Origin of the sequence: Halalkalibacterium halodurans (genome assembly GCF_005671335.1) — a bacterium.
GTDB lineage: Bacteria > Bacillota > Bacilli > Bacillales > Bacillaceae_D > Halalkalibacterium > Halalkalibacterium halodurans.
In genome coordinates, this window is sequence record NZ_CP040441.1 from 2700086 (window position 1) to 2725418 (window position 25333).

Genomic DNA, 25333 nt, shown 5'->3' on the forward strand with positions numbered 1-25333 from the left:
TAGGGAGTTGTTTATGCGAATCGTTATACGCTTTTCTTACTCTTCGTCTTCTTCTTTCTCGCCAGTCTTTGTTTCTTGACGGGTTGGCGAAGCTAGCTCAACGACCATATAGTCTCCAGGTGTAATTGTATCTCCTTCTTCAATGCTTTGACCGACGACAAATCCTTGACCAAAAAGGTTCACATTCACATCAAGGACATTCGCAACTTTCAACACATCACGTAGCGACCATCCGATCATGGACGGAAGAGTGTACGATTCACTTTCTGTTCGAAGAATGACTCGCTCCCCTTCTAGCAGTGTATGTCCTGAATACGGTTGCTGTCCTTCCACTGTGTCTCCTTCACCTAAAACGTATACTTTCATTCCTGCTTGTTCAAGCTCTTCCCGTGCCGATCGTGCTGATTCACCTATAAAGTCGGCTAGCTCATAACCTTCTTCTTCCTCATCCTTTAGCTCCTCTACTGAAGGAGAAATGTTCAAGTATTGGAGGCTGTGGTTCATAATCGTATTAAAGATTTTCGCCACTGGCTCCGATCCTACTTGGTTCGTGTTTAGCGACGGACGATCAACGGCCACATAGACGATCACACTCGGATCATCTTTTGGCGCCACCCCAATAAAAGAAAAGATATTCTGTCCATGACCATTTAAATAACCAGGACCGTCTGGATTTCTTACTTGGGCTGTTCCTGTCTTTCCAGCCACATCGAATCCTTCTAAATAAAATGGACGACCCGTTCCTGATGACGAGGTAACGACCGTTTCCAAAATGTCTCGTACTTCCTTTGCCGTTTCTTTAGAAATGGGCTCTCCTACCACTTCCGGTTCCTTCTCTGCAATGACCTTTCCTGTTTCAGAGTCTACAATTCGATCAACGACATAAGGCTTCATCATCTTCCCATCGTTTGCAATCGCCGTCATGGCCTGAATTTGTTGAATCGGCGTCACAGCTGTCCCTTGTCCAAATGCTGTGGATGCCGCATCCCGTAGCGACCCTTTCGCATAGACGCTCGCTGCTTCATTCGGTAGATCAATACCTGTTGGTTCACCGAAACCAAATTCATCTAAGTATTCGTAAAGTTTTTCAGGACCCAGCTTCTCCAAGGCAATTTTTGAAAACCCAACATTTGATGAGCGCTGCATCGCTTCTAGGTATGAAATCGTCCCCCACCCGCGCCCTTGGTTATGGTCGCGAATCGGCGGGTTCGTATCATTTCTAATCGTATACGTACCAGATTGATACTGTTCATTAACGTTTAGTACCCCTTCCTCTAAAGCTGCCGCTAGGGTAAACACCTTCATCGTAGAACCAGGTTCATATCGATCTGATACAGCGTAGTTCATGTAGTTTGTAATTTGCTCATATTCATTCGGATTAAAGGTTGGCCGATTGCTCATCGCTAAAATTTGACCTGTTTTCGGGTCAGCGACGATCGCAATGATTCGCTCAGGTTTATATTCTTCCTCCACCTGTGTCATGACTTGATCTAATGCCGTCTGAATATTGGAATCTAAAGTCAAGTAGACATCATTTCCTGTTTTTGCCGGTTCAATTTGCTCACTCGGGCGCGGGAGAGGAATTCCTTGGCCGTCCTTCTTAAACCGAATCTCTCCATCCTCTCCACGAAGATATTCATCCAGGCTTCGCTCAAGACCCATACGTGATTCCCCCATGTCTCGGTCTGTGTAACCGATGAGGTGGGAAGCATATGTATGCTTCGGATAATATCGTCTCGGTTCTTCTGTGAAATAAATGCCTGGCAGATCTAAATCGGCAATCTTATCTCGCTGCTCTTGTGTTAAGTTCCTTGCCCCAGCACCTAGCTCGACTTGGTAGACATCCCGTGTAAGCAATTCTAATAAGCGCTCTTCTGACATATTGATATGTTCTGCCAACAATTGAGCGGTCCGCTCCGGATCTTCTACTGCCGGTTGGTGAGAATTATCAAGAACGGCATATACAGAATAAGACGTGACTTCTTCTGCCAGAGCATCGCCATTTCGATCCCTAATCGTGCCTCTTTTCCCATGAAGAACCTCAGAACTTGTCCACCTTGCCTCTGCAATTGCTTGAAGAGAGTAGCCTTTTACTTCTTTTTCGATTTGTAAATATAAGAACCTTGCAATTAAAACAGAGAATACGACGATAAACAAGACTAGCATGAGCACTGCACGTTTATTCGTCGCTGCTCGTTTAATGTCCATACTACATGCACCTCCGCCAGACACGTTCGTTACTACGCGAAAAAACTAGTTCCTCGGGAGAACTAGTTTTGAACGACCTTCACATTCTCATCCTCTAATTTCATTCCAAGGCTTTTCGCAATTTTCAGGATACGTTCCGGACTGCTCAGTTCAACAACTTGCAATGAAAGACCATCATTAATTTGCTCTTGAGCTGCAACCGTCTGTTCAAGTTCATGAATCTCTCGATTGACAGAGTACATGGTGGCATAATTATGTACCGAAAAACCGATGAACAGTAAAAACGCGACCGTTAGCATTCCTAGTAACATTTTTTCCCCTTTTGTAATTTTCCCTCTTTGCCTTCTCGGCCTTGGCGCAGGTTGTTGCGGAGCTTGTCCCGGTTGTCGGCGGACATGTTCAATCGATCTTGCTACGTTTTGCATAGTTCAACCTCCCCTTTTTTCTTTATGTTGTTTAGTAGGTGTCCTGTCTATTGTTTCTCAGCGATTCGTAACTTCGCTGATCGTGCTCGATTGTTCAGTTCAATTTCTTCGGCAGTCGGAACGATCGGCTTTTTCGTAATAAGCTTCAATGTTGCTTTGTACTCCTCAGGAATGACAGGCAAACCAGGAGGAACATCCGGTCCCTTACTAGCCTCGCGAAACATTTCTTTGCAAATACGATCCTCTAATGAATGAAATGTAATGACACAAATCCTGCCCTTTGGAGCCGTCAGGTCAATGGCTGCTTCCAACGCCTCTTCAAATGCTCCAAGTTCATCATTTACTGCAATTCGAATCGCCTGGAAAGTTCGTTTAGCCGGATGCCCCCCCGTCCGTCTAGCAGGCGCAGGAATGGCCTCCTTAATAATGTCAACTAATTCACCTGTCGTTCGAATCGGCTTTTTTTCCCTAGATTGCTCTATTTTCCGAGCAATCTGTTTGGCAAACCGCTCCTCACCATAACGGGAAATGATCTTCATTAACTCAATGAAATCCCATTGATTCACAACCTCATAAGCAGATAATGACTGTGAGCGATTCATTCTCATATCCAGTGGAGCATCTCGATGATAACTAAATCCTCTTTCATCCTCATCAAGTTGAGGGGAGGAAACACCGAGATCGAAAAGAACCCCGTCGACGTGGTGAACACCAAGTTCCTCTAATTTTTCTCTCATATAACGAAAATTACTTTCGATTAACGTGAATGAACCACGATAAGGGCTAAGCGTTTCTTTTGCATGCGAAAGAGCATATTGGTCTTGATCGAACGCATATAAATGGCCGCCTCCCGTTAATTGTTTAACAATTTCCTGAGAGTGCCCTGCCCCACCTAGCGTGCAGTCCACATAGATGCCATCAGGCTTAATATTTAACCCTATAACAGATTCGTTTTTTAATACGGTAACATGTTCGAACATGATTCGAGCTCCTTTTACGTCCCGACCGTTTACAAATCAAAATCAACGATGTTTTCAGCAATCTCACTAAATGATTCTTCGGACTCTGCAAAGTACTCTTCCCAAAGCTCTTTGCTCCAAATCTCCACTCGGTTAGAAACACCGATGACGACACATTCTTTTTTCAACTGGGCAAATTCACGCAATGGGGAGGCAATATTTACTCTTCCCTGTTTGTCTAGTTCACATTCCGTAGCCCCCGAGAAAAAGAAACGGGTAAAAGCACGGGCGTCTTTTTTCGTAAATGGGAGGTTTTTAAGTGATTCTTCGAGCTTTTTCCATTCCACTTGAGGGTACACAAACAAGCAACGGTCCAGCCCACGGGTTACAACGAATGTCTCGCCTAATTCATCACGAAACTTCGCAGGGATAATCATCCGTCCTTTTTCATCCACATTGTGGCGATATTCCCCCATGAACATGAGACTCCAGCTCCCCCCACTTTCTACCTTTAATCTACCACATCCCCCCACTTTTCACCACTATTATTTTTGATTCTTTTCCTAACAAAAAAATCCTGCACAAATGGCAGGATTTTTTCTTCCCTTTCTTTCGACAGGGATCTTAGACGAATATTTACAGTTTTACGAGGTAATGGACGCCCATTTTGTTGATATTCATGGAAATGAGCCTAGGGATGAAGTCATCACCTACGATATTTAACAATTGGATCACATGATCATGACGTTCTTGTAATAAACCATTAGGTTTGAGCCACCTTTCTGCTTCATCAAACTTAGATAGCTCATGTTCAAATCGTTCCCGAACGTGCCGCTTCATTCGGCGCTCCATAAACCGAAGTTGACTCTCAATAATAGACCAGTTTTTATTCGCTAATTTACCAGGTGTTTCTCCGATCTGTTCCGCTAGGTCTTTTATAGGTTTATGACTATGGCGGATTTGAGTAATCGCTTCCTCCACCACTTGATCAATCGGCCACGGGGTTTGTTCTTCTAGCCATCCTTCTTTCTCCTTTTCTAATCCGTGTGCGATCGCTTTTTCATATGAATACTGTTTTTCAGCAAACCATTTTTGTACAGCAGACGGCACGCATGTTGCCGAAATGCGGGGGACAACTGGAGACATCTTCATCCCACATTCATGAAACACTCGTTTCAACGTTGCCCAATACGAAATTTCTCCAGGGCCTGCCACAAAGGCAAGGACAGGGAACAACGCATCTTGCATGACCGGCCTTGTGACAACATTGTTGCTAAAGCGCTCGGGGTGAAGGGTTAGGTGCTCAAGCAACTCTTCTCTAGAGAACGTTTGATTTTTTCCATTGAGTTCATAATTTTCTCCAGTATAATCGATACGGTAGCGAATCCCTTCCTCGACATAAAACAAATGAGCATTTGTTTCTTCGGTTATGATCGGTCTTCCATAACCAGCTTGTTCAAGCTTTTTCACTTGATGAGCAAAGGATCCTTGGACGTTTTTCGTTTTTTGGATCAGCATGTGAAAACAGGATTTCTCCAAGGTCCGAAAAGACGGGTCCCCTGAGTCAAAAACGACAAGCCCTTCGTCTCTAAACAAATAGAGAAGGAGCTCGGCAAAAAAATCCGTGTATGTATTCGATCTGCCAGCTAACGTTTTGACACGCTCATACAACGGGAGCGTATGCTCTGTTTCTGGTAAGGAGCGAAATACAGTTGCTAACCATTTGGCGAGTGTCTCTTTGTTTAAGCCTGCTTCACTTGCGATCCGCTTCCGTTTTTCCTCAATTCTGTGTAACCGCCATCTCCCGTTTTTTTCAATGGGAACAGCGTTGATTTCATCAAGATCATGATCCTCTCCAGCGATCCAAAACACCGGAACCACTGGGACGCCTAATGCTCGCTCTTGTTCCCTTGCAAGCAAAACAATGGTCACAGCTTTATAAATCGTATAAAGGGGGCCTGTTAACAGGCCGGCCTGTTGGCCACCGATGACGACAACGGAGCGGGGATCTTTCAACTTTTCTACTTGCTGAGCAGCTTTATCATGAAAAACAAATCGTTTTTGATACGACAGAAGTGCTTTAGATAATGCATCGCGGTCGTAGGGTTGCCCCTGTAAGTCACTAAGGCGTTGCTGAAAAACAGTCGGTTGATGAATGTTATAATCAAAAAAGGATAACATGTCGTTCTGATTATTCAAATAATCTTTAGCAGCTTTAGATGAAGGGAGAAGCTTTAATTCCTCAACAATCATAATTTACAGACGTCCTTTCTCGCCAGGATACGCCTTGAATTATAGCAAAATTCATTCTTCACACAAACTATTACGCTTAGTAGAATTTCATAATGTTCACCACAAGGCCGACTCCACTTAAAAGAAAGTAAAGAATAAAGAAGAACAGAAAGTTCAATCGCCAAATTCCTCTCGCTAACTTTCTAATGTATATATCCTCTGCGACCTTATAATGCATGTATGTAAAAAACATTGCGATCAGAAAGAACACGGCAAGAATGATCCAAATAGACATATTTGTCCACATCGACTTTAGAATAAAATAGACACCTAACATAAACAGTAGTGTAGAGAAATCAGATGCCAGCCGAACAGATCGACGCTTGTTCTTCGTCCATTTTACAACAACAATATAAACCAAATACCATCCGATGAAGGGCACTGTAATCACAGTAGCCACGAGCCAAACGAGCGCATTTGTCAACCCATCCTCACCTTCCTTCCCTCTTCATCCATTCCCATCACCGCATGATAGACAAACGATGTGTTAGGGATTTCAATTCCTTTCTTAGCTGCTTCCTTTATAAGATATCCTGTAATACTCTCAATTTCAGTTCTTCTATGATGAGTCAAATCCATGTACATGGAGGACAGGTTATTTGCTGTTTTATCACAAATGGCCCGCGTATAAGCAAGGTGTTCGTCTACTTCCCTTTCCCTCCCTAATGTTACACACGCTTCCTTCACAAGCTCTTTCAACAATAACGAAAATAGCTGATTTTCAATAAGCGCCCCATTTTTGACTCGAAATAACCCAGTTAAAGGATTTATTGCTGCATTGGCAATCAGTTTTCTTTCCATTTTATCTCGCCAATTTGTTACTTTCTGAGCCTTAAGTCCCACGTTATGCAAACAAGCCCACATCGGGTCGAAATTCTTGCTATCTCCTACCATATCACCGATCCATATCGTTCCGTCTCCCGTATGCTGTACCCTCACATCGCTCTCTCGTTTCGCACCAATTTCGACAATTCCGCAGCAAATAGCTCGAGCAGGTATTTGGCGCAAGATTTCTAAATGGGTCATACCGTTTTGAAAAAAAACAAGACCGTCCCACTTCTTCCTCTGGAGTTGTGGTAACAGTGCTTTAACTGCAAAACTTTTTACCGTGATAAACCCTACCTCTGCCTCTTCTGCATAGAAAGAAGACAAAGGAGTTGCTGTCACGGAAATAGGCTGATGTTCTCCTGATTTTGCAACGAATGTTAACCCTTCTTTATTTAAATGATCAGCTTGTTCCGGGCGATTCGTTACGAGGAGAGCTGGCCAATTTGCAAGCTTTAGATAGGCATATAGCAAGAGACCTATCGAACCAGAACCAATGACCGCTACTCTCGGCTTCTCCATATGTATCATCCTTTTTTCCTATTTGGTCAAGATTTTACCATACGAACAAGAATTGGACTAGTTAATTTAGTTGTGAGAATAGTAAAACTTTTTTTATTGCAACGAAAATTGTTAATTGAACTAAGCTTTTATAGTAAAATAGAATTGTAATCCTTTACAGATGTTTAACATCCATCTTTTTGAACGTACACATGGAGAGAAGTTATGTCAAAGGAGGAATAAGTCATGCAACAAATTGAAGTTAAGCGCTTACTTGTCAATTACAAAACACTTGAAGAGTTCCGAAACTTTCGTGAGTTCGGCGCTGCTGAACTTTCGATGAAGGATGATCTCGAAGCGAATATTATTGAAAACGATAGCGAATCTCCGTTTTATGGGATTTACTTTGGTGGTAAGCTCGTTGCACGCATGAGCCTTTATCGAATCGACGGCAAGTATGACCGTTATTTTGAACCACCTCAAGATTATTTAGAGCTATGGAAGCTAGAAGTGCTTGAGCCATACCGGGGGAAAGGATTTGGCCGCGCCCTTGTTGATTTCGCGAAAAGCTTCAATTTACCTGTGAAAACAAATGCCAGACAACGCTCAAACGAATTTTGGACGAAAATGGGCTTTGAGCCTGTCACATACCAAACGGATCGAGACCGTGGAGAAAGTCCATACGTTTGGTATCCAGAAGGAGTAAAAGAACAACTCTCTGAAGACGAAGGACCTGTGGAAACCCTTGAAAATTAAAAGAAAAGCGAACGGGAACAACGCCCGCTCGCTTTTTATTTTTCCATTGCCTGTTCGTTCTCTTGACCGACAAGGGAAAGCTTCCGGGCTCGATCCATAATGGAAATTAACGTCTGGTAGTCTTCAGCGATCGTCATTTTCTCTTGACGCATCTTCTTTATTTCCTTTTCAAGCCTTGCGTTCTCTTTTCGTAACGTTTCATTTTCATCGAGAAGCTGTTGCTTTTCTTTCTGAAGTCGTTGATCTTGCCCAAGTAGAGTTTGCTGGTTTTTCAAAAAGGCGATCACTTTCTCCATCGTGATGGAACCACCGTTCTCGTCTACTTGAGAGGAAACTTGTTGCTCCTCTACTACTTCCACTTGATTCTGCTGTCGTTTTTGAGGTTTCGCTTCAACCTCCATCGCCACCTCTACTGTTTCGACAGGCTCTGATACTTCCTTCTTCACTTGCTTCGAATGCTTTCGCTGCTTTTTCGCAAGAGCGATAGCAGCCTCATACTTTTTTCGAATGGCTGAATTCCAACGAAAGCCGCATGCTGCAGCTGTTCGGGACAACCGCTCCCCCACTTCCTCAAAAGCGGCTAACTGCGTACTACCTTCTCGAATATGCCGGAGTACAACTTCCGCTAGTATAAGGTCTTCATCATTTGTCCATGCATCTTGACGATTAGCTGACAATAGCAATCCCTCCTCTTATTTTTCAGCTTCTTCTAATACTTATGCCCTTACTAGAAAAGATAGACTTTCTTCTAGTAGAAGATTATGTCCTTAAAAACCATAAGCTATTCATGATCAGATAAAGATTAGAAGAGGAGGGATGAAAAAGACTAGCAATCCATTATCAAGAAATCGTTACATCCTCAAAAAAGCATCGACTGCTTCATGGTGGGCATCTCGCTCCCACAACTGTGCGCACTTTGCTACTTCCCGCTCGATTCGCCATATCAGCTCTTTCCTAGAGATTCTGTCAAGGTGACGCTCCTTATAAGCTGCAAGCACCTCCTGGTCGAGTACTGTGTATAGACCAAGCCATTCTTTCACTCCTTCACGAAAAGGGATCTTTTGGATAACCTTTTGGATAAATCCAAGATTTTCTCCTACGTCAGACGAGTACACCTTCCCAGTCATTGTCATTTCAAGACTTACATGAGGCTGAACCCGCGTCATTAAAAATGAGGTGCCACCCCATCCGGTCGTAATCCCTAACGTTCCTTGAATAAATCCAAATTTGCTGTGAGGTGCAGCCAAGCGAAGGTCACAGGCCGCTGCAATTTCACATCCCCCACCGACTGCAGCCCCGTTCAATGCTGCCACTGTTAACTTTGGACAATAATAAACATCTAAAAGGATCTTCGCCATTTTTGCTAGCATCGCCTTTGCTTCCGATTCCGTTTTCAATTTGTGAAAAGAGGAAAGATCCCCACCCGCACAAAATGCTTTTTCCCCTGCACCTGTCACAATGATCACCTTACTTTGATCACCTTTTGCTTGTGCCAAAGCCTCGGCAAACAGATCCATCGTCTCTTCATCTATCGCATTTCGCTTTTCTGGTCGATTAAATTGAATCCATGTCACATCATGATCTTGTATGTATAACACTTTGCTCATCTTATTCCCTCCTTATGACAAGTTCAACACTCAAGCCGACTTCCCTTTATAAAATTACTGAATAAGCAAAAAACCCGCCTTTCTTCAGGCGAGTTTTTTACCAGAATTTCTTCCATTATTTACTTAAAACATCTTGGCCTTTATAAGAGCCACACTCTTTACATACGCGGTGAGCAAGTTTCATTTCACCACATTCTGGGCATTTAACCATACCAGGTACAGCTAACTTGTAGTGAGTACGACGCTTTCTTTTACGTGTTTTTGACGTTCTTCTGAAAGGTACTGCCATCATTCCCACCTCCTTACCGGACTTAAAAACAACATGTATGAAATGAAAGGGGATGAGGTAGCCTCATTCCTTCTTCATCCCTACTGCTTATCAAAAAACTTTGCCAAATCCGCGAGCCGCGGGTCCACTTTTTTCTCCTGTGCCTCTGGCTCTGTGATCAGCTCCCACCCTTTTCCTTGAGGAGGGGCCTCACCTTGCTCGCCATCTTCAGCAAAAACTTGCATCGGAATCTCAAGGAGAATATGTTCCTCGACAAACGGTAGTAGGTCTACCGTTTCTCCCTCAATTAAATGAATGTCTTCATCGCTTGCTGCGACATAATCAGATTCAGTAAATTGCTCTTCCACTGTTAAATCAAATGGGAACTCCACATCTGCAAGGGTTCGAGAGCATGGCAAGATCAACGTTCCTGTAATATGTAACGGGAAACGAACGACGTTACCTGTAAAGATTGCTTCACCACGAACCTGAACAGGGGAGACTGAACGAATTTCTTCGTTTACTTCCTTCAGACGATCAAGGTTTACCGTCTCATCAAAAGAAAATTGACGATGCTTCGCCGCGCGAAGCTGTTGCATGTTCCATTTCAACATGTGATCACCTCAAGGCAACAAGAGTAATTATAGTCTTACCTATTTTGTTTGTCAACCTTTTTTCTTTACACTGACTTGTCTATAATGAAAAAGACATCATTGGACAAACGTGATAATTGAAAGTCATTGTAGCACTTTCCTCCCACTGTCGTAAAGGGGGATGCACCAAAATAAAATTGTCAAAAAGGAGGCGCCTATGAAAGCCGTCGGTGTCGTTGTCGAATACAACCCATTTCATAACGGTCATTTGCATCATTTGACGGAAGCCCGCAAACAGGCAAAGGCCGATGTTGTCATTGCGGTTATGAGCGGATATTTTTTACAGCGCGGAGAACCTGCTATTTTGCCGAAATGGGAACGCACCTCCCTTGCGCTACAAGGTGGTGCTGATCTTGTCGTGGAGCTCCCATATGCCTTTTCCACACAAAAGGCCGAATGGTTTGCCACAGGTGCTGTTTCCATTTTAGCGGCGCTTGAGGCAGACGCTCTTTGCTTCGGCAGTGAAGAAGGAACGATCGAACCGTTTCACCGACTCTACCACTTTATGGCCAAGCATCGCTTGGCATGGGATCGAATGATCAAAGAAGAGCTAGATAAAGGAATGAGCTATCCAACTGCCACAAGCCTAGCGTTCAAGCGACTTGAAGGATCTGCTGAACATTTGGATTTAAGCCGACCAAACAACATTCTTGGCTTCCATTATGTGAAAGCGATCTACGACTTACATACTTCCATTAAAGCCATGACCATCCCAAGAATCAAAGCAGGCTACCATGACGATTCACTTAACGAAAGCTCCATCGCTAGTGCAACGAGCATTCGAAAATCGCTTAAAACAAAAGAGGGATGGCAGATGGTTGATCGAGTGGTCCCTTCGTATACGACAGAGATGCTGAAATCGTTTGAAAAAGAAACAACCTTCCTCCCATCCTGGGAGCGACTATTTCCTTTGTTAAAGTATCGGTTGCTCACCGCCACACCTGAACAGCTACATGCTATTTATGAAGGAGAAGAAGGCCTTGAATACCGAGCGCTTAAAACGATTGTCTCGGCTACTTCTTTTCACGACTGGATGACAAAGATGAAAACAAAACGTTACACGTGGACAAGAATCCAGCGGTATGCTACCCACCTTTTTACAAATACAACAAAAGAAGAGATTCACTCGGTTTTACCTCGAGGGACAGAGTCTCTCCCGTACATTCGTTTGCTCGGCATGACGTCTCGTGGGCAAATGTATTTAAACGGGAAAAAAAAGCAGCTGACGACCCCCGTCATTACACGACCTGCAAAAGTTGACGACAGGATGATGAACCTAGATTTGCGCGCGGCATTTAGTTATTATGCCTCGTTTCCACCAAGCTTACAACAAAAACGTCTAAAAGAGGAGTTCCATCGCACGCCGATTCGAATCGATCACAAGCCTGAACCAAAAAAAGAAGCGTAGTCGATCCCTTCAGAAATCTCATCATCTCAACTCGATTGTCAAAGGAAAGAAACCATCCCGAATCCTAACATACGGTGGGATGGTTTTGACTGTTTCCTACGAATTAAACGCGCGGTTCTAAGCTTTGCAAAAACTGAAGCGCTTCCTCAAACGTGTCAATCGGAATGATTTTCATCTCGGTTCCAATATCTTCAGCAGCTTCTAAGGCTTCTTTGTAATTTGATTGTTCTGCGCCATGTTCATTTGGGGCTAGAAAATAATCCGCTCCCGCCTTATGGGCCGCGACGATTTTTTGTTTCACACCGCCAATCCGGCCTACCTCACCTTCTTCATTGATCGAGCCAGTCCCAGCAATGTGATACCCCTTTGTTAAATCCTCTTCCTGTAATTGATTGTATATTTCCAGTGAGAACATGAGCCCGGCAGAAGGACCGCCAATTTCACTAGAATCAATGGTCACTTCTGGATCGAAAATGACATCTCGATCGGTTACAGGATAACTGATTCCTACTCCTACTCGTCCGTCTTCTACTTGCAAGTGCTCAGGGAAAGGTTCAAAGGTGAGGATCACATCGAACGGCTCTCCCTCTTCTCGTTTGACCGTTAGCTTCACCGTCTCCCCTTCCGTTCTTCCTTGGAGTTTTTCGAGAAGTTCATCTGCTTCTAAGACAGGCTCGTCATCAACCGCAATAATATGATCTCCAGCTTTTAGCTTTTCTGCTGCTGGCATCCCGTCAATCACTTGTGTCACAAGGACCCCGTGATATGTATAGTCAACCGGCCGGTTTGCATGTTCATAGGCAACGATTTTCGCCGTTACTTTCGAATGATCCATCAACATCAACTGACGATGGTGATATTCTTCGTCTGTTTCTCCCTCATGGCGAATTTGCTCTTCTGGATACAACTCCCGATACTCACTGAACTGAGCCCAAAAATAAAAAATAGGGTTCGCCTTACCCATTCGCACTGTTGTCAACATAAAGGTGCCATCTTCCTCATGTCCCCCTTCAACATTAATCACTTCGCTGAGCACTTTTCCTTCTCCAGGTTCTGAATAATAATAAGGCAGTTGAAAGAAGTGAATAAAGGCAAGGATCGCAATGAGGATGATCCACCGTTTTTGAAATTTACGCTTTTTCGTCTGTCTCATAATGGGTCTCCTTCCACGTAGCGATTGCATCTTTAATTTCTGGAATTTTCGCTATCGCCGCTCGTTCCCCTAGCAGAATTAAATCGTTTACCGCTTCAAAGTCGATCGAACTCGATAACGAGCGATAGCGATCATTCATCGGCCTAATCATAACAGTGCAATCAATTTCTTGGACGCGAACGAGCTCCTTCGACATCATATCCATCGTTTGCAAAATGACATCGTAAACGGAACGAATCTCTAGCTCCTCGCGAAAAATGGTCAAATCTACTGCAATCGTTAGATCGGCCCCCATCTCCTTGACGACAGAGACAGGTACACGGTCAATAACGCCGCCGTCAATGAGCAGTCGGTCGTTTATGTTTTTCGGAACAAAAATACCGGGAATCGCAATGCTTGCCCGCACAGCTTCTGCAACGTCCCCTTCTTGCAAAATAACCCGCTCGCCTTTAAGCAAATCAGCCGCTACAATTCGCACAGGTGGGTCTAACTCTTCCACTCGCTTCTTTTTTGCAAGGACACGGATAAGCTCCTCCACGCGATGGCCAGCGATAAACCCCATTTTCGGGACCGTAAAATCCAAATAATATTTTCGTTTAAACAGATTGGCAAAACGAATCAGATGTTCCGTTGGATGACCGGCTCCGTACAAAGAGGCCACAAGGGCTCCCATACTACTACCGGCGAGATAGTCTATCGGTATCTTTTCCTGTTCTAATACTTTCAACACACCGATATGTGCATACCCACGAGCTCCACCTGACCCTAAAGCCAATCCAATTTTTGGTCGATGGACTTTTCCCACATTATCAGCTCCTCTTCTGCCAAGGAATCGCATTACGTTCTTCATTGATATGGTCTAAATGAAGCTTGTATACGTATATTTAAGTGAGAATCTTTTTGCTGTCCAAGGAGGATGTTATGACTGAAATCGCCAAAATTCGAACGTTTCTCATCGCTGTCATGATTACTTGCTTAGCAGCCTCCTTAATGATTTTTCCAAAAGAAGCACTCGAAGCCTCAACCAGAGGGCTTACCATGTGGTGGGATGTCGTCTTTCCATCCCTGCTTCCTTTTTTTATTGTGTCCGAGCTGTTGATCGGCTTCGGTGTCGTTAGTTTACTCGGAACCTTTCTTGAGCCACTCATGCGCCCGATCTTTCGCGTTCCTGGTGTAGGAGGCTTTGTCTGGGCCATGGGACTTGCATCTGGATATCCCGCCGGCGCAAAGCTAACGGCAAGGATGCGACAGGAAAAGAAATTGACGAAGATTGAAGCGGAGCGTCTCGTCTCGTTCACCAACTCTTCCAACCCGTTATTTATTTTTGGTGCAATCGCCGTCGGTTTTTTTCAAAATGCAGCCCTCGGTCTTCTGCTGGCCCTCTCCCATTATCTTGGCAATATTTGCGTCGGCATTCTCATGCGTTTTCATGGATCAGAGGAGGAGCGTTTTCTTCGGCAACAGCGTAAACCACAAGACCGGTCACTTAACCATGCAATGTCTATTATTTACGAAGAGCGTAAAAAAGACGGGCGCCCGCTCGGAAAACTTCTTGGAGATGCTGTTCAGTCATCCGTCCGTACGCTGTTAATGGTGGGGGGCTTTATCATTTTGTTTTCTGTGCTGAACCGAATCCTCACGTTGATCGGTTTTACCGACTTTCTGGCGGTGCTATTCTCTATTATACTTTCTTTTTTTCAACTGCCCAACGAATTAAGCATCCCGCTTATTTCTGGCTTGTTTGAAATCACACTCGGCGCCCAGCTTGCGAGCCAAGTAACCGAAGCCACTTTGTTTCAACAAGTGGTTGTGACAAGCTTCTTTTTAGCTTTTTGCGGTTTTTCTGTTCAAGCCCAAGTCGCGAGCATTTTAGCAGAAACCGACATCCGGTTTAAACCGTTTTTTGTCGCTCGCATTTTTCACGGCTTTTTTGCAGCGATTATTTCTGTCATCCTATGGCCGTATGTGTATACTGAAAATTCTTCCGGAGGTAACATTTCTAGTGTCATCCCTGCTTTTTTATCAAATGGTTCATCTGGCCTTGGTACAACGTTGTGGCATTGGCTCCATATGTATGGATCGCTGTTTACCCTCATCATGCTTATCATTTTTATATTTCTTATGGCTAAGAGAGGACTTGAGCGAGCCGAGCCTTAACGAAAGGATTAAGGAAGGTTCGAAAAAATCGCCCACCTCGATGAAAAGGGTGGGCGTCACTCACAAACCTACTTGTTCCGAGGGCTCGAAGAAAATTTCGCTTTCAGTGCCTCCGCAACAACCGGTGGAACGATATCCGACACGTCTGCTTCATATTTTGCTACTTCTTTTACGATACTCGAGCTTAAATAGGAGTATTGATTGCTCGTCATCATAAAAAACGTTTCTACATCAGGCCCTAGCTTTTTATTAATGGATGCGGCTTGCATTTCATATTCAAAATCGGATACGGCTCGAAGTCCACGGATGATCGCCTTTGCTTGTTTTTGTTTTACATAGTCGATCAATAAGCCATTAAATGAATCAATCGTAACATTTGGAATATGTTCCGTCGCCTTTTTTAATAGTTCAAGTCGCTCCTCCACCGAAAAGAGAGGCACTTTGTTTCGATTATGTAATACAGCGACAATGACCTCGTCAAACACATTGGCGCCCCGTTGAATAATATCAAGGTGACCTAATGTGACTGGATCAAAGCTCCCAGGGCATACCGCAATCGATGTCATTCCAGATTCCCACCTTTCTCATACTTATATATTGTAATCATTGTGTCACCATAGGTTTCTTCTTTATGCTTGACCGCATACTCAATTTGATCAGGTAGCATCGTATCCCGGTCATGCTCACAGACGACCACTCCGCCCTCTTCTAAAAGCCCATGGTTTGCAAGAATCGCCAGATCATTTTTGATCGTCTGCTTCGCATAAGGTGGATCTAAAAATACATAGGTAAAGACAATGCCCCGCTTCGTTAGTACTTGCAGCGCACGCTTTGCATCATTGCGGTAAACTTCTGCACGACCTTCTAAACCACAGTGGGAAAGATTCTGTTTGATCGTTTCAATCGCTCGTTTTTGCTGGTCGACAAAAATCATTCGTTCGACTCCGCGACTTAACGCTTCTATCCCTAGTCCCCCGCTACCACCATATAAATCAAGCCCAATCCCACCATCGAAGAAAGGTCCGATCATATTAAAAATGGCTTCTTTTACTTTATCTGTCGTAGGCCTCGTTTTATGCCCAGGCACGGCTTTCAACGTCAATCCTTTTTGCTCACCTGCGATCACTCTCATATGAATAGCTCCTTTATATTCTGTTGCTTAAAAGGCTTATTTAAATGTGTTCGCGCCTTTCTCATCCTACCATAATTTTGCGAAGCTTGTCAGATAATCCAATAAGAAAAAAACAAGAAAAAATGCGTATATCTTCATGGCGAATGGTCATACTAGGACTAGCAGCATTCGATGAATGTTGCACAACCGCGGAGAAGGCTTACGTTTCCCCATAAGTTCTTCCTCCGGTTTCTCCTCTCCCATAGCCTCGTACATACAGAACGTATGATCACGGGCACCCCGTAAGATCAATTTCTTACGGGGATTTTTTTATTGCCACAACTCGACACATACTACGGGACGTGTTACATTTTTAGAGGATGAGAATAGAAAGGGGAAACGTTACATGATTCAACGGTTTATCGAGTTAGGAACGGGCTATTCAGACATATATGAACTACTTGAATTAGCGAAAACAAATGCACATCGCATTCATCGAGTGATTCGTTTCGATACTTCGATTGCTCAACGCCGTGTTGTGTCATTTGGGGTTGTTTTAGATCCAATAGCCGACAGTAAATTCATGCCGATTTACTTTTGCCGTGAAGGAATCCCCCACCCGGAGGAGATTTCCAATAAACGTTGTGAGCTTGTGAATGAATGCCTGAAAGCACTTGATCTAGAGCTCCATATCCTAGAGGTGAAGCCCTCTACTGACTTTCACGAACAAGATCTTTACTACCAATATTTAATTGGCGTGTTGCGAATGAATCGTTTTATCCCCCCACTTTCCTAGTGTACCCTTACTAAATTGAAAATTTAATCTCATATTCGATAAACGGTTAGCTCATCACAAAGTCTACCTAAATTCATATTTTGGAGTACAAAAAGTCGCCTCCTCATCATGAGGAAGCGATTTTTCGTTCGTTTTGTTCATAGCGGAACTGCTTATCAGAAGCAGGCATGACCTTTCCTTTTACGATCCATACCGTCAAGAGTAGTGTGAAAGCCGAAATGAGAAAAAGCCCGCGGATTCCAACAGTGGCCACGACTGCCCCTCCAACCGTCGGTCCTACCATATTCCCTAAATAAAGAGCGCTAGTAGAAAATCCATATGTTCGGCTTTCCATTCCTTTCGGGGCATGCATTCGGACAAGGGCATTCGCAGCCGGCAGTAAACCACCGAGCGACAAGCCAACAAAAAAGCGAAGAACAATCAATTGCCACAATTGTTGAACAAAGGCTTGCGGGATCATAAAGATCACTGTGCCGAGTAAACAGAAAAATAGGACATGGTGCGCCCCTGCCTTATCGCTTAATTTTCCTAATTGCATGGAAGAAAGCATGTTCGCAAACCCTGTGGCTGAAATGGCTAGTCCGGCAAACAGAGCGACATTCACACCAGAAACCAACTCTTCAACAAACAGCGAGATGAGGGGATTAACCCCCATAACAGCAAACTGAATTAAAAACACGACGACATAGAGGGAGAAAATCGGCCGTATCGCCGTAATTTTCTTAAACTCACCCCATGTGTTCGTTTTTTCTTCTTTCGGGTTTGGGGTAAACTGTTCATTGACGAACAGTAAAACAACGAGCGCGGCAATGAAAATGCACAGGCCTGTAAGAAAGAAAATCATCCGATACCCGAAAGCCTGAGCCATAATCCCTCCAATGAGCGGTCCACAAATCCCACCTGAGACAGCGCCCGCTTGAAGAAACCCTAGGGCATACCCAGCCTTTTCCTTCGGCGTGTTTGTGGCAACAAGTCCAATGGAAGCTGGAATAAAGCCGCTAATGACCCCGTTTAATAAACGAAGACAAAGGAGAGAAAGGGGACCTTGAGCAAACCCCGTTAACCCGATAATCAGCGCCATCCCGAAGCCTGACCGTAAAATCATCATTTTCCGTCCATAACGATCAGCAAGCCTGCTCCAAAGGGGGGAAAATAAAAAAGCTGTTAAAAAGTTCGCAGCAAAAATGATCCCCGCCCACAGGCTGACCTCACTCGGATCGGTCACGCCAAGCTCTTGTAAATAAAGAGGTAAAAACGGGATGATCATCGTCATTGCACTTACAACTAAAAATTGACAAACAACTAAAATATATAGGTTACGCTTCCACCCTTTCATATGATCACGTCCTTACTACCTCTTATATTATATATTTCGAAAAACGAAATATTCAAGAGATACGCTTTGTGAAAGAGTGGATCCGTTCTGTCTGGAACAATTAATGCTTTCGAACTTTTTATTCGTTCAATAAAGGGATTACGTTTATAATAGGTTCTTCGTATGGGTGAATGCTATGAATTAAACTTTTTACTTCATTTATCTTACTGTAAGAGCATCTAAATTCCATTTTACATTCAGTGCCAAATGAAATTTTCCCCCTTTCTCCTTGAAAAGGATTAGCTTTTTAAATAGGTCTCCAATACCCTTTTACAGAAGCAAAAGAAACGACATGGTCATAGTCACCAACAGTTAGAATACCTAAGTGATTTAGTTCATCTCTTAAGTTTTCGATATATTCCTCAGGTATTAGCACTTCAATTTTTACAAACGTAAAAAAGGTCATCGGACTCCCTCCCTTTTCTACTGGATGGTGATTGAACTAAAAAATGCACCACATGATGTGATGCATTTTTGTAAAAGTTATTCTGGATGAAGGAAAATCACCGACTGTAAAGGTCATTTTCTCGCAATCCTTTATAAACCCATCTTATAATCGTACTCTTTCGCTTTATCAGGCTTTGCATTTTGAAACTCTGTTTGCACATAAGGGCGCATGGAAAGCTGAACGTCTTTTACAAAATGAAATGATTGAAGCTTCTTCATCGTCGTTTGGACAGCTTCTTCGTTGCAATATAAAACGACATATCTCATTTTTTTCGAAACATAGTGGACGTACCCGAAACGTCTAAGTTGTCGTGCAAATTTTAATGATGTGAGGTAGACAGCCATGCCTTGGCGATTGCTAGTAAGCATGTAGTTAGATCCCCTTTTCTTAATGCTTGCTTCCATTAGTCTATCAGAAACAATCCGTCCCTTCAATCATACAACAATGCTGAATGTTTTTGTATAATGAATGTAAAACTTCTTGCTGTAAAGGATGGACCTTCCATGGACTTAGACCTTGTCTGGACTGACTTTCTTCGCGAACTTCGAAGTCAGGATAAAATTGAAAACCTTTCGAGTCGCACATACAGTGGCTTTCCCTTTCTTTATGTAAAGACACCGCTTTTACGAAATCAGCTAGAGCATTTGTTAAAGGAAGCGGCCGGACTAGTGATGAAAGGAAAACAATTACACGCTGATCTTGTATATGTTCGTACCTTTGCTCAAACCTACGTCTATCGTGTCCGTTTCTATGTTCCATTACGGAAAATGTTTTGTTGTGGTAATGGATGCATCGACTGCATTCGTTTTAGCACTTAATCGCCTTTAAACGTAAAAACACACTGCTTCAGCATGAAACAGCGTGTCCAATCATTAGGCACTACAGCTGCACCCACCACCGGAACCACAACCGCCACCGCAGCCAATTGAATCAAAAAATGGATTCCCTGTTGGCACTTTGATTGATGGGGACACCGCGCGAGCAATCATGACTGACAGCTCATTTAAAAGCGACTCCAATTCCGCTTCTGCTTCTTTAAATGCTACGACGGACGGATGTAAATCTAACGTTCGTTTTAGCATGCGAATCTCACGCGACACACGGTCATAGTCAGGATGGTATTTTCCGAAACGCTGTACCTCTTCGTGCATGTCTTTCATTTTATTAAATTCAGCAATCAGCTGTTGAGCTTCTTTATTTTGTTGCAATGCTCGTTTTGCCTCGATATAGTGATGAAAAGGTTCAGAGTCCTTAATCATAGCGCCAAGCTGATCTGCCTGTTCGATCAACAAGGACGTATCGATGGATGTGAGCATACCATCATCCCCTTTCCCCTTCATTATAACATGGACAAAGCTCTCGCTCTACTGATCGGCAAAACCTATGGGTTAAACTCGACCGCGCTCTTTGATACGACCGTTATTTCATCATATTCTGCTAAATCTTTCATCAATTGAAAGAGGGCCAAATCTTTCTTTTTCGCCTCAATCATGACGTGAAGATGATCGACCGCATCAGCTCCAATTTCATGCAAAAAGGCGATGAATCGATCAGCATTGATGTAATCATGGTGCCTAGGATCATCCTCACCTGATAATGGACTCGATAGATGAATTTTTACGGGGAGCGGACTATCCTCCCATGTGGCGACGATTCGTTGCCATGTCTCCTGTAATGATTTGCTCCGATGCAAAACGTCATGGTGATGGATATCTAAAACAACAGGAATGGCGAGCTTTTCACCTAGATAGAGCACATCATCAATTGTATAGCTTTTATCATCATTTTCTAGCATGATCATAGATAATAACGCCTTTGGGATACTAGCGGTATTTTCGATAAACTGTTCCAGTCCTGCCTCTACCCCTTTTTTCTTTCCCCCCACATGTAGGACGCAGCGATGTCTCGGGTCGATCCCCATCCCTTTTAGTAACTTATAATGGTATAGGAGGGTTTGCAACGATCGCCTTGTGATCTCCTTTGCCTCACTATTGAGCACAACAAAATGATCAGGGTGAAAGTCAATCCGCATCTGGTGCTCGGTGGCAAATTCTCCTACGGCTTGAAGCTCTTCCGCAATGGCTAACTCGTACTTCCATCCTTCTGTTAAAGGGTGATTCACGAGTGGTACAAGCTTTGAAGAAAGGCGGAAAAATGAAATCTGGTAGGCAAGGTTGTGTTTGAGCAACCTAAGGCAATTGTGCAAGTTCGTTTTGGCAATCCGTTCGAGTTTTCGCAAACCTGCCTCGTGATCTTCGATTTTTTCAAACTGAGCAGCTGTCAGCGTTTTTGATGGTGAGGCATTGGCAAGTTCCATACTCATGGCGACATAGCCGAATTGAATGCGCATTCGACCTTCTCCTTCCAATTGACATTTTAAAGTAGGACATCTATAATTTTTTCCGACTTAACTGAATATAGCTTGTCTATCAAGAAAGGGGATAGCTCCTTGAAGTTTGTCACATTTAATCCATTTCGCACGATCGGAATGGCCAACATTCAATATGTAAAGCCTGAACACATGTTTCAGGAAAGGGAAAAAATCATCGCAGCCGACGTTTGTTTGTTCCCTGAAAATTGGCAAGTGAACGCACTCGTATACGGAATGAAGAAGCCTATTTTCCCAAGCATTCAATCCATACAAATGGGCCATAACAAAATAGAAGTTACTCGAGCACTGTGGAGTGTCTGTCCTGAACATGTCCCTTTCACGCTCATCTTAGGACGAAACCCAGAAAACATTGAAAAGGTGCTAAGTACCTTCACGTTTCCTTTTGTGGCAAAAGAATATCGAAGCTCAATGGGTCGAGGCGTTTTTCTCATTCAATCGGCCGAGGAGTTTTATGAATATGCGGAGCAAAACCCTTACTTTTACGTTCAAGAATACTTACCGATCGAACGCGACCTCCGTATTTGTGTCATCGGTGATGATGTGGTAGCCGCTTACTGGCGCCAAAGTGATCATCAATTTAAAAACAATGTGGCTCAAGGTGGGGAGATTTTTTTTAATGACGTGCCAGAGGAAGCGATCACCCTCGTCAAAAAGGTAGCGGCAGACCTAGGAATTGATCATGCAGGATTTGACATTGCCCTAGTCAACGATCACTTTTATTTTCTCGAGTTTAATACATTATTTGGAAATCAAGGCTTGCACATGCTCGATGTCCCAATCGTGAAACGAATCGAAGCGTACGTTAAGAAGCGTTATCATCAGGAATCGTAAACGTGATCGTTTCCTCAAGTCCGTAGGGCGCTTGGTCATTTTGTAAGACTTCAACCGTTAATTCATGCTTCCCGGGGTTCAGTCCCCGGACAACGAATCCTTTATGAAAAAGAGCACCGACAAATTCTCCATCCACATAGACTCGTAAATGCCCTTCGCCCTCGTGGTGAGGGGTGCCTACGTGTTCCTGCGATAGTTTAAACCCATCCAACATGCATTCCACATACACCTCGTCCCCCTTCACTTCATAGCGTACTTCCAATTCATATTCCTCTTGTCCTGATGTGACAGAGATAACGCCAAGACTCTGCATCGGTTCAATTGATATGGTGCTTGTCCCATCAGCTATTCCAGAAAAGGATAAGTATCCAACAAGAAAGAAAAGTAAAACACGCATCCAAATCACTCCCGAAAAATTCCTTTGATTGCCTATAGTATTAGTCTGATTGCGAGAATTATGTATAACGGGCGACGGAAAGGCCTTGAGCTACCCCCTTGTCGCCCGAAGCATTTCGATTAACATCATGATCATACCTAGGTTTTTCTGAACGCGATCAACACGTTGGCCAAAGGTTCGACCAAAAAAGTAGTTAGCTTCTTTTTGTAATTCGGCTAGCTGTTGGGGATCTCTGCTTAATCGCCGATACCAAATCGGATGCTGGCGGCAAAAACGTTTTAACTCAGGGTTTGTTTCCATAACGTGTATTACTTCACGTCTCATACGACACTCTCCTTCATACCGTTAATCCCGGCGAAACGAAAAAGGATGGTCCTGATCTGACGCCCTACCTTGCCCTCCTGGCTGCTGGAACGATTGGATCAGTTTTTGTACATTGCCAATGACTTCGCTAAATTGCGCAAGATGCCCTTGCAATTCATTCATATTGATGTTTTTCACAAGTTGAAGCAGCTGTCCGGTGGATTCTTGTTTTTCACCTGCCTTTTCAGCTGGCTGCTCTTCAACCTCTGAATCGGCAGCAACCTCCTCTTGCTTCTTATACGCCTTCCACTTCTCATGATCTTCTCCGAGAATCATCCACTCCTCATACACTTCTTGTAGCGGCCTGTTTGATTGTTTTATTTCTCGGATAAGCAATGGATGCTCCTGAACAAACTTTTTGAACTCCGCGACACTTGGATGGAGACGAGATTCTTTACTCATAAGACATCTACCTTTCCTTTCCAACCCTCTTATTTATAGAATAGGGAAATGCCTAGTCCAATGTGCGCCCAATTCTCGTTGGTCTGTCCATCAATCCTTGGTAAAATAAAGAGGAAAAATGATCAATAAGGAAAAAATGAGGCGATTTTATGGACAAACGACTGCAGCAAGATCGAATCGAGGACAAAATGGAGCGTTTTTTGTCCACCGCGAATGAAGAGGAAAAGGACGTTTTATCGTCTATCGTTGATGGGCTTCTCGCCAAGCAAGAAAGGCGGTACGCGACATACCTTGCAAGCCTTACGCAGATAGAAAGTCAAGAGCGAGAAGATGGTCGATTTGAAGTGAGGTTACCTATCGGACCGCTCGTAAACAACCCGCTAAATATGGTTCATGGGGGAATCACAGCGACATTATTAGATACGGCGATGGGACAAATGGTCAACAGGCAACTTCCAGACGGCCAATCGGCTGTTACGAGTGAGTTAAACATTCATTACGTGAAACCAGGGATGGGCACCTATTTACGAGCTGTTGCATCGATCGTTCACCAAGGAAAACAGCGAATCGTCGTAGAGGGAAAAGTATACACCGACCAGGGGGAAACCGTCGCCATGGGTACAGGATCTTTTTTTGTTCTGCGGAGCCGTGGATGAGTTATAACGCAAAAAAAAGCGGGATTTCCCGCTTTTTTTACGCTTGACTCGCCTCAATCGCCTGTTCGAGATCGGTGATAATATCATGAATCGATTCGGTTCCTACCGAAAGTCTGATCATCCCAGGTGTCACTCCTGCGTCTCGCTGTTCTGCTTCCGAGAGCTGTTGGTGGGTCGTGCTTGCAGGATGGATGATCAACGATTTTGAATCACCTACGTTGGCAAGGTGGGAGAATAGCTGGACCGAATGAATGAGTTTCTTTCCTGCTTCAACGCCGCCCTTTACCTCGAACGTTAAGATAGCCCCTTGGCCTTTAGGCAAGTATTTTTTCGCTAATGGGTAGGATGGATGGGATGGCAGTCCAGAGTAGCTCACCGATTCGACCGCTTGATGTTGCTCAAGGAACTCTGCTACTTTGTAGGCATTTTCACTATGTCTCTCCATCCGTAAATGCAACGTTTCCAACCCTTGTAACAGTAAAAACGAGTTAAATGGCGATATGGCTGCCCCCATGTCACGCAATAGCTGAACACGCGCTTTAATAATATAAGCAATTGGACCGACCGCATCTGTATATACAACACCGTGGTAACTCGGATCAGGTGTTGTTAGCCCTGGATATCGATCCGTTTTCGCCCAATCAAACGTCCCTCCATCGACAATGATCCCTCCTATCGACGTCCCATGACCGCCGATAAATTTTGTTGCTGAATGCACAACAATGTCTGCGCCGTGCTTTATCGGTTGAAGCAAATATGGGCTTGGAAACGTGTTATCGACAATGAGGGGAAGGTGATGATCGTGTGCAACTTTCGCCACCGCTTCAATATCTAACACGTCTCCCTTAGGGTTTCCAATCGACTCAGCGAAAATGGCTTTCGTCTTTTCAGTAATCGCTGCTTTGAAGTTTTCTGGTTCCGATGGATCAACGAAACGGACGTTTACCCCTAGCTTTGGCAACGTAATCGAAAATAAATTATACGTTCCGCCGTAAAGGCTACTAGCGGACACGATTTCATCTCCAGCCTCCGCAATATTTAAAATCGAATACGTAATGGCCGCCTGCCCTGAGGCCGTCGCTAAAGCTGCCGCTCCTCCCTCTAACGCAGCCACACGTTTTTCAAACACATCTGTCGTTGGGTTCATCAATCGGGTATAGATATTGCCAAATTCACTTAGTGAAAATAAATTCGCCGCATGGTCTGTATCTTTAAATCCGTAGGACGTCGTTTGATACAATGGGACGGCTCGCGACAACGTTGTCGGATCGATCTCCTGTCCTGAATGAACGGCCTTTGTTTCTAACTGCCATTGGTTTTCATGATTCATCAAATTTTCCCCCAAACTGT

At 43.9% G+C, this 25333-nt stretch carries 30 protein-coding genes and 1 pseudogene; 7 read left to right on the forward strand and 24 right to left on the reverse strand.

The annotated features are described in order from the left end of the window. Positions 1-36 precede the first annotated feature (36 nt). The 7 genes from FED51_RS13025 to FED51_RS13055 form a co-directional block, all read right to left on the reverse strand. Positions 37-2208 (reverse strand): penicillin-binding protein, encoded by a 2172-nt coding sequence (locus FED51_RS13025; protein WP_053430900.1) that lies wholly within the window; start codon positions 2206-2208, stop codon positions 37-39. 62 nt (positions 2209-2270) lie between these two features. Beyond that, complete coding sequence (gene ftsL / locus FED51_RS13030; RefSeq protein ID WP_010898725.1) at positions 2271-2633, reverse strand: cell division protein FtsL; 363 nt, start codon at positions 2631-2633, stop codon at positions 2271-2273. Between the two features lie 47 nt (positions 2634-2680). Next, entirely contained in the window at positions 2681-3613 is a 933-nt protein-coding gene (gene rsmH, locus FED51_RS13035; protein WP_010898726.1) for a 16S rRNA (cytosine(1402)-N(4))-methyltransferase RsmH, read from the reverse strand. A gap of 29 nt (positions 3614-3642) precedes the next feature. Beyond that, positions 3643-4074: a division/cell wall cluster transcriptional repressor MraZ gene (gene mraZ, locus FED51_RS13040; RefSeq protein WP_053430899.1), complete on the reverse strand. Its 432-nt coding sequence runs from the start codon at positions 4072-4074 to the stop codon at positions 3643-3645. A gap of 154 nt (positions 4075-4228) precedes the next feature. Beyond that, positions 4229-5845, reverse strand: coding sequence for a bacillithiol biosynthesis cysteine-adding enzyme BshC (bshC, locus tag FED51_RS13045; RefSeq protein ID WP_053430898.1), 1617 nt, complete (start codon positions 5843-5845; stop codon positions 4229-4231). 76 nt (positions 5846-5921) lie between these two features. Then, positions 5922-6308 (reverse strand): DUF3397 domain-containing protein, encoded by a 387-nt coding sequence (locus FED51_RS13050; RefSeq protein ID WP_053430897.1) that lies wholly within the window; start codon positions 6306-6308, stop codon positions 5922-5924. Then, on the reverse strand, positions 6305-7231 hold the full coding sequence (locus FED51_RS13055) for a 2-dehydropantoate 2-reductase (protein WP_053430896.1): 927 nt from the start codon (positions 7229-7231) through the stop codon (positions 6305-6307). Before FED51_RS13055 ends, FED51_RS13050 begins: the two co-directional genes overlap by 4 nt. Before the next feature lie 225 nt (positions 7232-7456). Here FED51_RS13055 and FED51_RS13060 point away from each other — a divergent pair, with 225 nt between their 5' ends. Next, entirely contained in the window at positions 7457-7966 is a 510-nt protein-coding gene (locus FED51_RS13060; protein WP_053430895.1) for an N-acetyltransferase, read from the forward strand. Positions 7967-8001: 35 nt separating this feature from the next. On the opposite strand, the gene FED51_RS13065 is transcribed toward FED51_RS13060, so the two are convergent. From FED51_RS13065 to FED51_RS13080, 4 genes are all read right to left on the reverse strand, one after another. Continuing rightward, positions 8002-8643, reverse strand: coding sequence for an RsfA family transcriptional regulator (locus tag FED51_RS13065; RefSeq protein WP_010898732.1), 642 nt, complete (start codon positions 8641-8643; stop codon positions 8002-8004). A gap of 174 nt (positions 8644-8817) precedes the next feature. Beyond that, positions 8818-9573 carry an enoyl-CoA hydratase/isomerase family protein gene (locus FED51_RS13070; RefSeq protein WP_053430894.1) on the reverse strand — a complete coding sequence of 252 codons (756 nt, stop codon included), beginning with the start codon at positions 9571-9573 and terminating at the stop codon, positions 8818-8820. Positions 9574-9688: 115 nt separating this feature from the next. Continuing rightward, positions 9689-9862 carry a 50S ribosomal protein L32 gene (rpmF, locus tag FED51_RS13075; RefSeq protein WP_010898734.1) on the reverse strand — a complete coding sequence of 58 codons (174 nt, stop codon included), beginning with the start codon at positions 9860-9862 and terminating at the stop codon, positions 9689-9691. A gap of 80 nt (positions 9863-9942) precedes the next feature. Beyond that, on the reverse strand, positions 9943-10452 hold the full coding sequence (locus tag FED51_RS13080) for a YceD family protein (RefSeq protein WP_010898735.1): 510 nt from the start codon (positions 10450-10452) through the stop codon (positions 9943-9945). 199 nt (positions 10453-10651) lie between these two features. Between FED51_RS13080 and FED51_RS13085 the strand changes: the two genes are divergently transcribed. Then, a complete protein-coding gene (locus FED51_RS13085) occupies positions 10652-11902 on the forward strand; it encodes a nucleotidyltransferase (protein WP_010898736.1) in 1251 nt (416 codons plus the stop codon). A 103-nt stretch (positions 11903-12005) separates the two neighbouring features. Here FED51_RS13085 and FED51_RS13090 read toward each other — a convergent pair whose 3' ends face one another. Then, positions 12006-13055, reverse strand: a complete 1050-nt coding sequence (locus tag FED51_RS13090) for a SepM family pheromone-processing serine protease (RefSeq protein WP_010898737.1) — start codon at positions 13053-13055, stop codon at positions 12006-12008. Then, entirely contained in the window at positions 13033-13860 is an 828-nt protein-coding gene (locus FED51_RS13095; RefSeq protein ID WP_010898738.1) for a patatin-like phospholipase family protein, read from the reverse strand. The genes FED51_RS13090 and FED51_RS13095 overlap by 23 nt, the downstream gene beginning before the upstream one ends. 116 nt (positions 13861-13976) lie before the next feature. Here FED51_RS13095 and ylbJ point away from each other — a divergent pair, with 116 nt between their 5' ends. Beyond that, positions 13977-15212: a sporulation integral membrane protein YlbJ gene (ylbJ, locus tag FED51_RS13100; protein WP_053430893.1), complete on the forward strand. Its 1236-nt coding sequence runs from the start codon at positions 13977-13979 to the stop codon at positions 15210-15212. Between the two features lie 68 nt (positions 15213-15280). Here the strand turns inward: ylbJ and coaD are convergent, their stop codons facing one another. Both coaD and rsmD read right to left on the reverse strand, forming a co-directional pair. Beyond that, a complete protein-coding gene (coaD, locus tag FED51_RS13105; RefSeq protein WP_010898740.1) occupies positions 15281-15778 on the reverse strand; it encodes a pantetheine-phosphate adenylyltransferase in 498 nt (165 codons plus the stop codon). Beyond that, on the reverse strand, positions 15775-16344 hold the full coding sequence (gene rsmD / locus FED51_RS13110) for a 16S rRNA (guanine(966)-N(2))-methyltransferase RsmD (RefSeq protein WP_053430892.1): 570 nt from the start codon (positions 16342-16344) through the stop codon (positions 15775-15777). Before rsmD ends, coaD begins: the two co-directional genes overlap by 4 nt. 385 nt (positions 16345-16729) lie before the next feature. On the opposite strand from rsmD, the gene FED51_RS13115 reads away from it, so the two are divergent. Further along, positions 16730-17119 (forward strand): DUF7147 family protein, encoded by a 390-nt coding sequence (locus tag FED51_RS13115; RefSeq protein ID WP_010898742.1) that lies wholly within the window; start codon positions 16730-16732, stop codon positions 17117-17119. 106 nt (positions 17120-17225) lie between these two features. Here FED51_RS13115 and FED51_RS13120 read toward each other — a convergent pair whose 3' ends face one another. The 3 genes and pseudogenes from FED51_RS13120 to FED51_RS13130 all read right to left on the reverse strand — a co-directional run bounded on the left by FED51_RS13120 (position 17226) and on the right by FED51_RS13130 (position 19310). Then, positions 17226-18455, reverse strand: a complete 1230-nt coding sequence (locus tag FED51_RS13120; protein WP_010898743.1) for an MFS transporter — start codon at positions 18453-18455, stop codon at positions 17226-17228. Positions 18456-18573: 118 nt separating this feature from the next. Then, positions 18574-18900, reverse strand: a pseudogene (locus FED51_RS13125) (cytochrome C biogenesis protein). Positions 18901-19031: 131 nt separating this feature from the next. Further along, positions 19032-19310: a YlbG family protein gene (locus FED51_RS13130; protein ID WP_053430891.1), complete on the reverse strand. Its 279-nt coding sequence runs from the start codon at positions 19308-19310 to the stop codon at positions 19032-19034. Between the two features lie 135 nt (positions 19311-19445). Here FED51_RS13130 and FED51_RS13135 point away from each other — a divergent pair, with 135 nt between their 5' ends. Further along, positions 19446-19760 carry a hypothetical protein gene (locus tag FED51_RS13135; protein WP_053430890.1) on the forward strand — a complete coding sequence of 105 codons (315 nt, stop codon included), beginning with the start codon at positions 19446-19448 and terminating at the stop codon, positions 19758-19760. A 54-nt stretch (positions 19761-19814) separates the two neighbouring features. Here the strand turns inward: FED51_RS13135 and FED51_RS13140 are convergent, their stop codons facing one another. Further along, positions 19815-20258, reverse strand: a complete 444-nt coding sequence (locus tag FED51_RS13140) for a YlbF/YmcA family competence regulator (RefSeq protein ID WP_053430889.1) — start codon at positions 20256-20258, stop codon at positions 19815-19817. Positions 20259-20323: 65 nt separating this feature from the next. Next, positions 20324-21292 carry a UV DNA damage repair endonuclease UvsE gene (gene uvsE / locus FED51_RS13145; protein WP_053430888.1) on the reverse strand — a complete coding sequence of 323 codons (969 nt, stop codon included), beginning with the start codon at positions 21290-21292 and terminating at the stop codon, positions 20324-20326. Between the two features lie 99 nt (positions 21293-21391). Here uvsE and FED51_RS13150 point away from each other — a divergent pair, with 99 nt between their 5' ends. Further along, a complete protein-coding gene (locus FED51_RS13150; RefSeq protein ID WP_053430887.1) occupies positions 21392-22165 on the forward strand; it encodes an ATP-grasp domain-containing protein in 774 nt (257 codons plus the stop codon). Here FED51_RS13150 and FED51_RS13155 read toward each other — a convergent pair. From FED51_RS13155 to FED51_RS13165, 3 genes are all read right to left on the reverse strand, one after another. Then, complete coding sequence (locus FED51_RS13155) at positions 22137-22562, reverse strand: DUF2846 domain-containing protein (protein ID WP_233443833.1); 426 nt, start codon at positions 22560-22562, stop codon at positions 22137-22139. The genes FED51_RS13150 and FED51_RS13155 overlap by 29 nt on opposite strands. Before the next feature lie 90 nt (positions 22563-22652). Further along, entirely contained in the window at positions 22653-22886 is a 234-nt protein-coding gene (locus FED51_RS13160; RefSeq protein ID WP_053430885.1) for a YlbE-like family protein, read from the reverse strand. Positions 22887-22907: 21 nt separating this feature from the next. Then, a complete protein-coding gene (locus FED51_RS13165) occupies positions 22908-23327 on the reverse strand; it encodes a YlbD family protein (RefSeq protein WP_053430884.1) in 420 nt (139 codons plus the stop codon). A gap of 149 nt (positions 23328-23476) precedes the next feature. On the opposite strand from FED51_RS13165, the gene FED51_RS13170 reads away from it, so the two are divergent. After that, the gene (locus FED51_RS13170; protein WP_053430883.1) at positions 23477-23983 is read left to right on the forward strand and encodes a PaaI family thioesterase; all 507 of its coding nucleotides are present in this window, start codon (positions 23477-23479) and stop codon (positions 23981-23983) included. Positions 23984-24020: 37 nt separating this feature from the next. Here FED51_RS13170 and FED51_RS13175 read toward each other — a convergent pair whose 3' ends face one another. Next, complete coding sequence (locus FED51_RS13175) at positions 24021-25313, reverse strand: homocysteine synthase (protein ID WP_053430882.1); 1293 nt, start codon at positions 25311-25313, stop codon at positions 24021-24023. Between the last annotated feature and the right edge of the window lie 20 nt (positions 25314-25333).

Excerpts from the sequence above, each read along its gene's own strand:
- FED51_RS13060 (WP_053430895.1), top strand. The coding sequence starts at position 7,457 with ATGCAACAAATTGAAGTTAAGCGCTTACTTGTCAATTACAAAACACTT.
- FED51_RS13055 (WP_053430896.1), bottom strand. The coding sequence starts at position 7,231 with ATGGAGAAGCCGAGAGTAGCGGTCATTGGTTCTGGTTCGATAGGTCTC.
- FED51_RS13170 (WP_053430883.1), top strand. The coding sequence starts at position 23,477 with ATGGACAAACGACTGCAGCAAGATCGAATCGAGGACAAAATGGAGCGT.
- mraZ (WP_053430899.1), bottom strand. The coding sequence starts at position 4,074 with ATGTTCATGGGGGAATATCGCCACAATGTGGATGAAAAAGGACGGATG.
- rpmF (WP_010898734.1), bottom strand. The coding sequence starts at position 9,862 with ATGGCAGTACCTTTCAGAAGAACGTCAAAAACACGTAAAAGAAAGCGT.
- FED51_RS13085 (WP_010898736.1), top strand. The coding sequence starts at position 10,652 with ATGAAAGCCGTCGGTGTCGTTGTCGAATACAACCCATTTCATAACGGT.
- FED51_RS13115 (WP_010898742.1), top strand. The coding sequence starts at position 16,730 with ATGATTCAACGGTTTATCGAGTTAGGAACGGGCTATTCAGACATATAT.
- FED51_RS13160 (WP_053430885.1), bottom strand. The coding sequence starts at position 22,886 with ATGAGACGTGAAGTAATACACGTTATGGAAACAAACCCTGAGTTAAAA.
- FED51_RS13130 (WP_053430891.1), bottom strand. The coding sequence starts at position 19,310 with ATGCTTACTAGCAATCGCCAAGGCATGGCTGTCTACCTCACATCATTA.
- FED51_RS13135 (WP_053430890.1), top strand. The coding sequence starts at position 19,446 with ATGGACTTAGACCTTGTCTGGACTGACTTTCTTCGCGAACTTCGAAGT.
- uvsE (WP_053430888.1), bottom strand. The coding sequence starts at position 21,292 with ATGCGCATTCAATTCGGCTATGTCGCCATGAGTATGGAACTTGCCAAT.
- FED51_RS13165 (WP_053430884.1), bottom strand. The coding sequence starts at position 23,327 with ATGAGTAAAGAATCTCGTCTCCATCCAAGTGTCGCGGAGTTCAAAAAG.
- coaD (WP_010898740.1), bottom strand. The coding sequence starts at position 15,778 with ATGACATCGATTGCGGTATGCCCTGGGAGCTTTGATCCAGTCACATTA.
- FED51_RS13140 (WP_053430889.1), bottom strand. The coding sequence starts at position 20,258 with ATGCTCACATCCATCGATACGTCCTTGTTGATCGAACAGGCAGATCAG.
- ftsL (WP_010898725.1), bottom strand. The coding sequence starts at position 2,633 with ATGCAAAACGTAGCAAGATCGATTGAACATGTCCGCCGACAACCGGGA.
- FED51_RS13175 (WP_053430882.1), bottom strand. The coding sequence starts at position 25,313 with ATGAATCATGAAAACCAATGGCAGTTAGAAACAAAGGCCGTTCATTCA.
- FED51_RS13120 (WP_010898743.1), bottom strand. The coding sequence starts at position 18,455 with ATGAAAGGGTGGAAGCGTAACCTATATATTTTAGTTGTTTGTCAATTT.
- FED51_RS13070 (WP_053430894.1), bottom strand. The coding sequence starts at position 9,573 with ATGAGCAAAGTGTTATACATACAAGATCATGATGTGACATGGATTCAA.
- rsmH (WP_010898726.1), bottom strand. The coding sequence starts at position 3,613 with ATGTTCGAACATGTTACCGTATTAAAAAACGAATCTGTTATAGGGTTA.
- ylbJ (WP_053430893.1), top strand. The coding sequence starts at position 13,977 with ATGACTGAAATCGCCAAAATTCGAACGTTTCTCATCGCTGTCATGATT.
- bshC (WP_053430898.1), bottom strand. The coding sequence starts at position 5,845 with ATGATTGTTGAGGAATTAAAGCTTCTCCCTTCATCTAAAGCTGCTAAA.
- FED51_RS13025 (WP_053430900.1), bottom strand. The coding sequence starts at position 2,208 with ATGGACATTAAACGAGCAGCGACGAATAAACGTGCAGTGCTCATGCTA.
- FED51_RS13090 (WP_010898737.1), bottom strand. The coding sequence starts at position 13,055 with ATGAGACAGACGAAAAAGCGTAAATTTCAAAAACGGTGGATCATCCTC.
- rsmD (WP_053430892.1), bottom strand. The coding sequence starts at position 16,344 with ATGAGAGTGATCGCAGGTGAGCAAAAAGGATTGACGTTGAAAGCCGTG.
- FED51_RS13155 (WP_233443833.1), bottom strand. The coding sequence starts at position 22,562 with ATGCGTGTTTTACTTTTCTTTCTTGTTGGATACTTATCCTTTTCTGGA.